Annotated in this window: 10 protein-coding genes; 7 read left to right on the forward strand and 3 right to left on the reverse strand. The window is 37.2% G+C overall.

From position 1 onward, the window contains the following. Complete coding sequence (locus KFE94_00585; GenBank protein ID UTW66641.1) at positions 1-1,854, reverse strand: type IIA DNA topoisomerase subunit B; 1,854 nt, start codon at positions 1,852-1,854, stop codon at positions 1-3. A gap of 343 nt (positions 1,855-2,197) precedes the next feature. Between KFE94_00585 and KFE94_00590 the strand changes: the two genes are divergently transcribed. The 7 genes from KFE94_00590 (at position 2,198) to KFE94_00620 (ending at position 10,433) form a co-directional block, all read left to right on the forward strand. Beyond that, positions 2,198-4,159, forward strand: coding sequence for a tetratricopeptide repeat-containing sensor histidine kinase (locus KFE94_00590; protein UTW66642.1), 1,962 nt, complete (start codon positions 2,198-2,200; stop codon positions 4,157-4,159). A gap of 10 nt (positions 4,160-4,169) precedes the next feature. After that, on the forward strand, positions 4,170-6,548 hold the full coding sequence (locus KFE94_00595; protein UTW66643.1) for a penicillin acylase family protein: 2,379 nt from the start codon (positions 4,170-4,172) through the stop codon (positions 6,546-6,548). Positions 6,549-6,555: 7 nt separating this feature from the next. Continuing rightward, entirely contained in the window at positions 6,556-6,921 is a 366-nt protein-coding gene (locus KFE94_00600; protein UTW68181.1) for a DUF1304 domain-containing protein, read from the forward strand. A 1-nt stretch (position 6,922) separates the two neighbouring features. Next, on the forward strand, positions 6,923-7,213 hold the full coding sequence (locus KFE94_00605; GenBank protein ID UTW66644.1) for a DUF1272 domain-containing protein: 291 nt from the start codon (positions 6,923-6,925) through the stop codon (positions 7,211-7,213). A 64-nt stretch (positions 7,214-7,277) separates the two neighbouring features. Continuing rightward, positions 7,278-8,357 (forward strand): DUF418 domain-containing protein, encoded by a 1,080-nt coding sequence (locus KFE94_00610; GenBank protein ID UTW66645.1) that lies wholly within the window; start codon positions 7,278-7,280, stop codon positions 8,355-8,357. A gap of 86 nt (positions 8,358-8,443) precedes the next feature. Beyond that, positions 8,444-9,883, forward strand: a complete 1,440-nt coding sequence (locus tag KFE94_00615) for an SLC13/DASS family transporter (GenBank protein ID UTW66646.1) — start codon at positions 8,444-8,446, stop codon at positions 9,881-9,883. A 22-nt stretch (positions 9,884-9,905) separates the two neighbouring features. Continuing rightward, positions 9,906-10,433 (forward strand): hypothetical protein, encoded by a 528-nt coding sequence (locus tag KFE94_00620; protein ID UTW66647.1) that lies wholly within the window; start codon positions 9,906-9,908, stop codon positions 10,431-10,433. On the opposite strand, the gene KFE94_00625 is transcribed toward KFE94_00620, so the two are convergent. Both KFE94_00625 and KFE94_00630 read right to left on the reverse strand, forming a co-directional pair. Further along, positions 10,415-11,374, reverse strand: a complete 960-nt coding sequence (locus KFE94_00625) for a DUF2279 domain-containing protein (GenBank protein ID UTW66648.1) — start codon at positions 11,372-11,374, stop codon at positions 10,415-10,417. The two genes, KFE94_00620 and KFE94_00625, sit on opposite strands and share 19 nt — an antisense overlap. A gap of 94 nt (positions 11,375-11,468) precedes the next feature. After that, complete coding sequence (locus KFE94_00630) at positions 11,469-12,683, reverse strand: efflux RND transporter periplasmic adaptor subunit (GenBank protein UTW66649.1); 1,215 nt, start codon at positions 12,681-12,683, stop codon at positions 11,469-11,471. Position 12,684: the final 1 nt, after the last annotated feature.

Consider the following 12,684-nt stretch of genomic DNA (forward strand, 5'->3'; position numbering starts at 1 on the left):
CTACTTTACCAACTCCTCTTCTACGTCTAATTCAATCTTCAGATTTTCAATAATAAACTTCTGACGGTCCGGGGTATTCTTACCCATATAGAACTCTAAAAGATTATTAATTGGGGTATCTCTTCCTACGATCACCGGCTGTAATCTGATGTCTTTTCCGATAAAGGCTCTAAACTCATCTGGTGAAATTTCACCCAAACCTTTAAATCGTGTGATTTCCGGTTTTCCTTTTAATTTTTGGATAGCGTTTTGTTTCTCCGCATCCGAATAACAGTAAATGGTTTCTTTCTTATTTCTTACTCTAAACAAAGGTGTTTCTAAAACGTATAAGTGGCCACTCTTTACCAAATCCGGGAAAAACTGTAAGAAGAAAGTAATCAATAGTAAACGGATATGCATCCCATCCACATCGGCATCAGTGGCCAATACCACCTTGTTATATCTCAACCCATCTAACCCATCTTCAATGTTTAACGCTGCCTGAAGTAAGTTAAACTCTTCATTCTCATAAACAATTTTCTTAGTCAGCCCATAGCAGTTTAAAGGTTTCCCTTTTAAACTAAAAACGGCTTGGGTACTGACTTCTCTTGCTTTAGTAATAGACCCGGAAGCCGAATCTCCCTCAGTAATAAAAAGTGTAGTTTCCTCTATTCCGTCCTTTTTAGTGTTATAGTGCAAGCGGCAATCACGAAGTTTCTTGTTATGTAGATTTGCCTTTTTCGCACGATCCCGTGCCAATTTCTTAATTCCAGCTAAATCTTTACGCTCTCTTTCTGATTGTAATATTCTCTTTTGAATAGCCTGCGCTGCTTCCGGATTTCTATGTAAAAAGTTATCCAGGCGTTTTGATATAAAATCCGATACAAATACACGCATACTTGGTCCATCTGGTCCCACATCATTTGAACCTAACTTGGTTTTGGTTTGTGACTCAAAAACCGGCTCCATCACTTTTACACTAATCGCAGCAGAAATACCTGAACGGATATCCACCGTATCATAATTCTTTCCAAAGTGATCTCTAATCGTTTTGATATAAGCCTCTCTAAACGCATTTTGATGTGTTCCACCCTGCGTGGTATATTGTCCGTTTACAAACGAATAATATTCCTCTCCATAACTATTCGTATGTGTAATCGCAATTTCAATATCATCTCCTTCCAAATGAATAATTGGATATAGTGGCTCAGCAGATAATTTATTGGTCAAAAGATCTCTCAAACCATTTTCAGATTGAATCTTATTTCCATTGAACAAAATGGTCAATCCACGATTCAGATAAGCATAATTCCAAATCAAACTCTCCACATGCTCCGAACGGTAGTGATAGTTCGGGAATATATTTGGATCTGGTTTGAAAGTCGTCTTCGTACCTTTTCTTCCTGAATAAGGAATCACCTCCGCATCATTTACAATCTCCCCAATGGAGAACTCCGCTTTCTTGGTTTTTCCCTCTCTAAACGATTCAATCAAAAAGAACTCCGATAATGCATTTACGGCTTTGGTACCAACCCCATTTAATCCTACCGATTTTTTAAAGGCTGCACTATCGTATTTTCCTCCGGTATTCATTTTAGATACACAATCCACTACTTTTCCCAGCGGAATTCCACGTCCATAATCCCGAACTTTTACCAGTCCTTCTTTAATACTCACTTCAATGGTGCGACCATTCCCCATAACAAACTCATCAATGGAGTTATCGAGAACCTCTTTGAGCAAAATATAGATCCCATCGTCATAGCTTTTTCCATCTCCAAGCTTTCCGATATACATCCCGGGTCTTAGTCGAATATGTTGCTTCCAGTCAAGTGATTTTATATGATCTTCGGTATAGTTTGTCTCTGTTGCCATGAATATCAAAATTGCGCTAAAAATATTGATTTCATTCAGTTTTTCTAACTAAAAGTTGATACAATTATTAACAAAGTATTGAACCGTTTTTTCGATAATTATTTTATAATTCTTTGCTTTAAAATTCACACTTTAATCATTTTCAATCAATTAGTATTTTAAGCGTCCCCAACAATTCTCATGCATTATTTAACAGCTTTAATTTCTTCATTTAATCACCCAATTTTTGAATAAATCTGAAGGTCAATTTTCAACGCATTAGTTGATCTTTTATTCGATTTATCTGAGGCAGTTTTTCTATTTAAAAATTTAGATACTTTTACCACTCAATTGAATTGAACCTATGCGCATTATCAAATCCCCCATCCTATCGTATACACCACTTATTTTTTCGTTTTTATTGTCCCTGATTTTTCAAATCGGGCAAGCTCAAAATAACCATATTGACAGCTTGCTTAAGGTTTCGAATGAAATGAAATCTCAGGGCACATTGGATTCCAGCTATGCTCAGGTACATTATGACCTGGCTATGAGTTATAATGGGGAGGAAAACTTTGATAATGCAATTGCGCATTCAATTGAAGCGCTGAAATATGTAGACCAAAATACAGACTTACATTTTTCAATTAATAATTCTCTTGGAAGTTTTTATTTGGATAAGGCGGACTATTTGGGATCGTTAGAATGTTTTAAAAAAGCTCTTGCGATTGCCATTACGTTGGATGATCCGATCAAACAAGGAGTGGTTCATTTCAATCTATCTACACATTATGATCATTCTGCAAATAGAGAACTCTCTCACTCACATCTAAAGAAGGCATATGACTTAATGATTGAAGCTGGTGATACCACCAAAACAATTCATCTGTTAAATTCTATGGCCATATTAAATACTGAAGATGGAGACTATGCTGATGCGGAAGATAAATACAAACGTGCTCTGGCATTGGCGAATACAGTTGAGGATCCGCAGTTAGTTTCTACCACCTACAATAACTATGGAAAGCTGTTTTTGGCTATTGATGATACCGCAACAGCTCTGGAATACTTGAAAAAATCCTATGCAATTGATCGGGTATCCGGTAATCAGGCTGAAAATGCAGTGGTGACGTATAATATTGCTGTGATTTATAAAATCACCAACCAACCGGATAGTGCTATTTATTATTATAATCTTGCGAAACAACATAGTAGTAATATCCAACAACTGTACTACTTACAGAGTATTAACAAATCCCTATTTGAACTGTATTACCAGCAGGAAGTTTATGACACATTACCAGAGATTTTTGCGGAATACAGACAGGTTTCTGATTCCATTTTATCGCGTGAAAACCTGAAAAAATATGCAGAAGCGCAGAATGAAATTGAATTGATGACCAATCAACAAGAGTTAAAACTGATCCAGTTGACACAAAAGAATGATAAACAAGCATTGATCTTAATCTCCCTTATCGCTGTTTTACTGGTTATTGTGCTGATGGGTTCCGTGATTGCCAGAAACAATTTACATAAACAAAAAATTGTATCTGAGAATCTGTATCGACAAACTAATGAGCAAAAAGTAAAAATCGAAACTCAAAAGCAGGAACTACAAACCAAACACGAAGCTCTTGAGAAAAATGCGGAGGAAAAAGATCGGATTATGAGTCTTTTAGCACATGATTTACGTACACCTTTCTCATCTATTCACAGTTTAAACCATTTGGTTACTGCTTCCGGAAACCTAACAGATAAACAAAAGGAGTTTTTGGATACATCCAACAAAGTGGTGCATGGAGGTCTGGACTTGATTTCAGATATTTTAGATATCTATAAGCTGGAAAATATGGAGTCTTATGATATCGATGAAATCAATATATCCATGCTTCTGAAAAACTCCATGGAAAAGTTAACTCCTATAGTCACAGTAAAAAATCAGATTCTTACTTCTGACTTTGATGACGAAATTCTATTTAATACCAATAGAGAAATGATTCAAAGTGCCGTGGACAACTTACTTTCCAATGCCACCAAATATTCTGAAAAGGGCAAAGAGATTAAACTTTCTGCCTTTAAAAAGGATAATGAGTTGATTATTAAAATCAAGGATAACGGACAAGGATTTAAAGAAGAAGAAAAATCCATTATTTTTGATCGGTTCAATAAGTTTACCAGATCAACTATTCGAACGGAGCCATCCACCGGTTTGGGATTATTTCTTGTCAAAAGTTTCGTTGAAAAACTTAATGGAACTATTTCAGTTGAATCAGAAAGCGGTAAAGGTTCTACGTTCACTTTAGTTTTTAAAGAGATCTTAGATTAATTCTTTACATATGCGAAAAATATTCTTTGGGTTATTTGCTTTAATTGTCATTGCGGCCCTATCCATTCTACTCTATCTAAAGTCTACAGTTAAAGATTATAATCAGGATATTCAACTGGCGCATTTGCAGCAACCTGCAGAAGTCGTTTTCGATAATTATGGCATTCCGCATATTTATGCGCAAAATGATGAAGATGCATTTAGAATGCTCGGTTATGTTCAGGCTAGTGATCGTTTATTTCAACTGGAGCTTTTAAGAAGAGTTGGTGGTGGTCGTTTAAGTGAAATTTTAGGGAAAGACCTCATCCCCGCGGACAAATACATCCGAACAGTTGGACTTAATGAGAATGCCAAACGTGCAGCAATCGCTTTTGAAAAAGAAGCTCCCGAAGAGGTAAAGAAAAACGTTTACGCTTTTATTGATGGTGTCAATCAATACATTCAGGAAGGTAAAACCCCAATTGAATTTCAAATTATTGGAATTCCAAAAACCGAATTTACTCTGACCGATATCTATCGTATTTTAGGATATATGGGATTTAGTTTTTCCATGGAACTCAAAAATGAACCTTTATATGATTGGATCTACCATAACCTGGGAGCTGATTACCTCAACGATTTAGCTCTAACGCGTTCTGATTTAGATGTTGATATTCCAAGTCAGATTGATTCGTTACCTGATACCACTGACTTCACATCTATCTCTGAGCACATCACTTCTGCATTAGAAAAGTTACCTATTCCTGTTTTTTATGGTTCCAATTCATGGGTTATTAGCGGTCAGAAAACAAAATCGGGAAAAGTGCTTTTTGCAAATGATACGCATATTGGATTTGCACAACCATCCGTATGGCATGAAGTTCATATGGAAACACCCGATCTTAAATTATATGGGAATTTCTTAGCTGGTGTTCCTTACCCTTTAGTCGCTCATAACGATCATCATTCCTGGGGATTGACCATATTCCCTGCTGACGGAACAGATTTATATCGAGAAACCATCAAAGATGGTAAGGTGCTTTACAAAAACGAGTGGACCGATTTAATTACACGTTCTGAAACATTAAATGTAAAAGATCAAGAGCCGGTTATTTTCGAAGTAACCACTACTCCACATGGTCCGATCATCAGCAATCTGGATCAATTTAAAGAAGATTTGTCCAAACCAGTTTCTATGTGGTTTGTTGCGAACCATGTGACTGATAGAAGAATTTATGCCATTGCGAAACTATCCACATCAAAAAACTTTAGTGATTTCAAAAAAGCTGCCGAAGAAATTGATTCGCCTGGACTTAACATTATGTATGGCGATATCGAAGGCAATATCGGTTGGTATGGTGCTGCCAAGTTGATTCATCGTCCGCCACATGTTTCTGGAAAAATCATTTTAGATGGTAGCACTGGAAAAGATGATCCATTAGGATTTTACGACTTTTCGTCTAATCCACATAATATCAATCCGGACAACAACTTTGTAGTTTCTGCAAACAATCCACCTGATTCGGTTAACGGAATTTTCTTTCCGGGATATTATTACCGTGGAGCCAGATATCAAGTGATTGCCGATCGAATCGCTCAAAAAGATGATTGGGACATAGATGCCATGAAAGAATTGGTGATGGACGACACTTCACCATTCTATCCGGAAAATGTAAAAATTATGGCCAATTACATCCAGCCACAAACAGATGCCGAAAAACAAGTCCTTGAAATTCTAACCTCCTGGAATGGCGCACATGGTCCGAAACAAATTGGACCAACGATCTACTACAAAATGATTTACAACACTTTACTCCATACACTTTCAGATGAACTTGGAGAACGTAAATTTGGCTTGATGCTCGCTACTCATATGTATTTAAGAAGTATTACACCTCTACTCCAAAACGATTCTTCAAAATGGTGGGATGATATTCATACCGATACGATAGAATCTGAAGCAGATGTTCTGAATAGCGTCTTTTCAAAAACGGTTACGGATTTAGTCACGCAATTGGGTGATGATCCAAATCTGTGGTATTGGAACAAAGTTCATTTCATTGAACATCCGCATCCGATAGGCAAAAAAGAACCGATGGACCGTGTTTTCAATGTGGGACCATTCCCTGCTGGAGGTGGTGAGGAAGTTGTAAATAAAATTGCTTTCAAACTCAATCCTGAAGGTATCTATATTTCCAGATCTGGTCCGGCAATGAGAATTTTATTGGACTTTAATGATCTCGAAAATTCCATTAGTATTAATCCAACTGGAGCTTCTGGAAACTTTATGAATCCACATTATGATGATCAGGCTGCCATGTATGTAAATGGTCAATTCCGGACTCAAAAAATGGTCAGATCAGATATTATGGATCAGCATGAAGGGGTTTGGAAATTCACATCAAAATAGATTTATGATACAGTATATTATTCAATTTTTAATCGCACTCATTGCATTCATCCATATCTACATTTTATGGTTTGAAATGTTTGCCTGGAATACCCGTGGTAAAAAAGTTTTTAAGCATTTTCCGGATGATTTATTTGAACCTACTACCACTATGGCTGCAAATCAAGGTTTGTATAATGGCTTTTTAGCCGCAGGATTAATCTGGACATTTTTTATATCCAATCCTGAATGGAAAATAAACGTATCTCTATTCTTCTTGTCATGTGTGGCTATTGCTGGCATTTATGGGGCAATCACCGCAGCTAAGAAGATATTTTTTGTTCAGGCATTACCGGCCCTAATCTCTATACTATTAATTTTAATTACTATGTAGGATGTTAGAATTACGCCCCACATGTGAAAACTGCAATCGTGCACTTCCTCCGGATAGTGAGGAAGCCATGATTTGCACGTATGAATGTACATTTTGTAAAACCTGCGTGGAAGAAATCCTGGAAAATGTATGTCCGAATTGCGGTGGAGGTTTTGAAAAAAGACCAATTCGCCCAAAGGGTGGACTTCAAAAATATCCTGCTGGTACGCGAGTAGTTTTCAAGCCCATTGATTTTGATCAATTCTCAAAACGCAAACAAAAGAACATCAACATCCACCCTAAAGATCGATAAGAAACTGATTCATGCAACGGTTTAATATCTGACAAGGTTTTTGTTTCGAATTCAACTTTACAAAATGAATAAGAGAATTGTAGGTATTGATGTGGCTCGAGCGCTGGCTGTTATTGGGATGATCATCGTTAACTTTAAAATGGTTTTTGGACATTCCGGTTCTGAAACATTATACCAGATTTCCAGTATTTTTGATGGTAAGGCAGCTGCCACCTTTGTTGTTTTAGCAGGTGTAGGAATAGCTTTTGCAACCAAAAATTTGTTGGCTCCGGAACATACAGCTCAGCTTATTTCGCGTAGAAATAAAATCTTAAAACGTGCCCTACTCTTATTCGTTATCGGGATTTCTTATATTCCAATATGGCCTGCAGATATCTTACATTTTTATGGTGTATATATTCCAATCACGATCCTGTTAATCAGTAAAAAAAGTAATATCATCTTATGGACGGCTATTGCTTTGGTCTTCTTGTTTCCAGTTTTGATGCTTTTTATGGATTACGAAAGTTTCTGGGATTTTACCAATTACGAATACAATCAATTCTGGACCGTTAAAGGTTTTATGTATAATCTTTTTTTTAATGGCTTCCATCCGGTAATTCCATGGACAGCGTTTATGCTAATAGGATTATGGTGGGGAAGAAATGCCTTACATTCTATTCCATTTATCTTAAAGTCTATGAAAATCAGTCTCGGAATTTTCATTGGCATCCAAATCATCTCTAAAACGGTTATTTACCTACTTGCTGATGGTCAACCGGAAATTGCTCAGGAGCTTTCAGAAATATTAGGCACCAGTCCAATGCCTCCCTTACCCATCTATATGATTTCAGGGGCATCTATCGCTATTTTTATTATTTCTACATGTATTTACATTTCACAAAAATTTGAATCTCATGTCATCATTAAGTATTTGGCTCAAGCCGGTCAATTGGCTTTGACATTCTATGTGGCGCATGTCGTGCTAGGTATGGGATTAATGGAAACTATTTACCCCAATAGTTTAGGCACCTACACCATTACATTCTCAATGAGTTATGCCGTTCTTTTTTCTCTGGGTTGTATTGTATTTGCACATCTGTGGTTAAAACGCTACAAAACCGGACCTTTGGAACGGATGATACATAAAGTCATTTCAATGTAAAAGCGACCAGAGTCATCTACAAACAACATATTTATCCATTTATTTAATCTCTTTGGTTCGTTAATTTTGCGTCTTATTTCCAAAGTATGGGAGATTCAAGAATTGCATCCAACAAGTATATTGATAACAGTCAGGATATTCTAAATATTCAGCAAAAGGTCATCTACTTCCTTCTCAGTATTATTATGGCTTTCGGTTTAACCTATTGGTTATCTGATCCGGAATTAGATCAGGCACAGGTATATGTTATGTTTTTACTTTTCTTATCCATTGGATTATGGGTGACCGAAGCAGTACCTCCCTTTGCAGTCGGGCTATTCATAGTGGGCTTTCTCATCTTCGCGCTGGGTTCTCATTATCAAAAAGTAGATCCCGAAAATGCCACTGAGTACGTCATGAAATACGTTCAAACCTGGTCTAATAGTGTAATCTGGTTAATGCTCGGAGGTTTCTTTATGGCAGAATCCATGCGACAGGTAGGATTAGATAAAACATTGTTTAGAGTCACTATTTCAAAATTCGGAACCCGTCCCAGGTATGTGCTTTTAGGGATCATGTTGGTCACAGCCATTTTTTCTATGATCATGTCTAATACGGCTACCACTGCCATGATGATTGCAGCGATATTGCCGTTTTTGGATACTCTCAAAAAAGATGCGCCATTTGCTAAAGCGATGCTCATCGGTATTCCAGCTGCGGCTTCTTTGGGAGGTATGGGAACTATCATTGGCTCACCGCCCAATGCGATAGCTGTGGAAGCTTTAAACAATCATGGAATTCAATTTGGTTTTTTGGAATGGATGGTGATCGGTTTTCCTACTTCACTGGTTCTCGTTTTTATTTTTTGGTTATTTCTCATTCAAAAATATGTTCCAAAAGTCTCCACTATTGATCTTTCATTTTTAGATCATTTGGATAAAGAGAGCAATTCAAGAATCTTTCAAGTCAAAAAACGGATCGTTTCCAGCATTTTACTTCTCACCCTACTCCTTTGGCTCACTGGAAATGTACATGGAATACCTGCATCGATGATTTCTTTTTTACCCATTATTGCTTTAACCATGTTTGGCATCGTATCTGGTGAGGAAGTACGTAAATTACCCTGGGACACTTTAATGCTAGTGGCAGGAGGCTTATCATTAGGATTAGCTATAAAAGAAACTGGATTAGCAGAATACTACGTCAGTCTGCTAAAAGACTTTGATCTCAACTTTTATGCAATGGTTTTAATTTTTTCGGTGTTGACTATTGTATTCTCTAATTTCATGAGTAATACAGCCACGGCTACCATTCTTATTCCAATTGCCATTATTCTGGCTCCTAACGATCCGTTAACACTTCCTTTGGTAATTAGTTTAAGCGCATCGGCTGCATTATTTCTACCGATCTCCACACCTCCAAATGCTATTGCATTTAGTACGGGAAGAATTGATCAAAGAGACTTTAGACACGGTGGTGTATTAATTGGGTTGATTGGTCCGGTTATCATTATTCTATTGGTTTTACTTTACATTCAATGGATTTAATACATTCGTAGCCTCACACGAAATGGAAAATTCAATAGAAGACATACTAGGAGGCCGATTCAGTAAGGAGAAGTTTATCACGCATATCCAAAGTAATCCTGCCGAATTCCATAAAACTCTTGAAATTTCAATATCCAACTTAAAACCTCAAGCCTGGAGAGCGGCCTGGGTGATCAATCATTGTATGTCTAAAGATGATGAGCGAATTCGTTCGTTTATTGAAAAATATATTCAACATCTGGATCGTGTTGAAGATGGCCATCAAAGGGAGCTTCTGAAGGTGCTATCTAAAATGAAAATTGATGAGGATCAGGAAGGTTATTTATTTGATAAATGCGCAACTATTTGGGAAGATGTTTCTAAAAGTCCTTCAGTAAGAATTATAGCTTTCAGATTCATGGTTCAGGTCGCAGAAAACTATCCCGAGCTAAAAAATGAAATGGGATTCTTTTGTCAGGATCATTATATCGATGAGCTTTCTCCGGGCATCAAAAACTCTTTAAAAAAACTCATCAAATCAGCTAAAATCAATCAAAACATTAACGGCTGAAAAATCACTTCTCCTTTGGTATTCATTTCAATTGCCGGAAATGGAATCTTCACCCAACTTAAAGCAATAAATACGGTTTTCAGAAATTTAGATCGGGTTGGAATTCGTGTAAAATCCACATCCATTGAAAAATAAAATTGTCGGTACCGTTCGAAATATGGTAGCGGTTCTCCATCAATTTCGGTAGGATTTTCATGTCCACCAATCATCCCGTTCGCACCATATCCAAAAGCGACATTGATCCACCTGGGAAATCTTGAAGACGATGGTAAAAACGATCCAACGTTTCCAGATAGCCAGTATGTCTGTCCATTATAGTCCTTCAACATCCTTTCGTTCCAGGAGCTTCCCAATAAATTAGGACGATACTGCGCATATTCTGATGGACTGTAGGATAACTTTAAGGCAAACCTTTGCTCTTTCCAGGTCAATTGTTGTGCTACATATAGTCCACTTCCAACAGTATTTGCGGCCATATCTCCCCAGGAAAAACCCCACCCTTCCGAAAATCCATCCATAACTTCAATGGTGGTTTGATACAACATGGAATATCCGGCACCATATAACGTAGATCTGGTATTATTCATTCCTGACCACCACAAAGCTTCTCGCCCATATAAAGACAATTGATATGCAGTTAAAGTATGCCCTACTTTATCAATTCCTTCCCATTCTCCATTGTCATCAAAAGTGTGGAATTTTCCAGTTGAATATTGGCTGTACCATGTGGCATATAACCCTCCCATGGTAATCCCATAAAATGCAGCCGAAGAAATACCCACAATTTTAACTCTTTTAGAACTTAAGGTATCTGGTCTCCAATCTTGTGGATAATTGGCATATGCAATTACAGCATCGGGATTAACGACCTGTATGCTTTGCTGCGCTATTCCATTCAAACAGCAACATATCAAAACCAGTATTCCTAACGCCTTTTTCAAGTGGCTAAGATACTATGGACATTCACAGATTACAATACAGTGATTAACAAAAAAAGCCGACTACAAGTAATCGGCTTCTCTAATTTAAAATCTTTTAGTGGCTATGTTCTGCCTCTCCTTTCTTCATTTCTGCCATTAGATAATACGCATTGTTGTACGCGATTAAAGTATTGGCTGCGATAGACTGAAGCGGCTTTATTTCCACCCAATCATCATCTGTTACTCCTACGTTAACTTCTATGGGTTTAAACTCCCATTCGGTAACTTGCCCTTCATTTTCCTGCTGAGCTGTGAAGATAAAATACTTATTCCCTTCTCGTACAACAGCGGCTTGTGGCAATGCCAGATTTTTCTGATCATCAACAATAATTCGTCCACGGATATACATCCCAGGAAGTAACATACCATCTTTATTTTCAATCTCTGCATGAATATGAACCGCTTTCGGATCTTGTTCAAAGTTTTTCCCTACTGAATAAATCTCAGCGTATATGGTCTTCTCTTTGCTGCTCTCCACATTAAAAGCAATCATCTGCCCTTCTTTTACCAATGCGATATCCTTTTCATATACCATAAAGTCCGCATGAACGTGGTCAATGTTCACAATTTCAAACAACTCCTTTTGAGGTGCTACATATTGGCCAATTTTCACCTCAACCAAACGTACGAATCCATTAATTGGAGATTTAATCGCAACTTTTTCAGAAATGTTTCCAGCCAAAACATTTTGGGGATTTAAATGCAACAATTTCAGTTGCGCTTCCAATCCCAAAACTCTTCCTTTTAAAGACTGATAGGAAGCACGTACTCTTTGGAACTCCTTTCCAGAACCCACCTTTTCTTCATAAAGTTTCTTTTGGCGTTTATAATCCTCTTCTTTAAATTCCAATTGATTCCAGGCATCAATATAATCCGTTTGTAATTGAATTAAATCGGGATGACTTGCATAAGCCAATATTTGTCCTTTAGATACCTGATCTCCTTCAATAACTTTAATATCGGTGATATTTGCACCAATTACAGTTGATACTGTAGCTTCATTTTGTGGAGGTACTTCCAGCTGTCCATTCGCTTCTACATATGTAGACAAATTCTTTTTTCGAATGGTATCTACTTTCATATTTAGAGAAGCAAACTGTTGAGCCGTAAAATGCACCTTGTCTTCATGTCCTTCACTGTGTTCATGTTGTTCATCAGTTTCACCCGCATGATCATGTTCATGCGAATCTTCCGAGTTTTCCGGATTACAAGCTATCAACAAATAACTTCCCAGAAACATAACCATTAATACTTTTATAATTGATTTCATT

Source organism: bacterium SCSIO 12643 (genome assembly GCA_024398135.1).
Taxonomy (GTDB): Bacteria; Bacteroidota; Bacteroidia; order Flavobacteriales_G; family Salibacteraceae; genus CAJXZP01.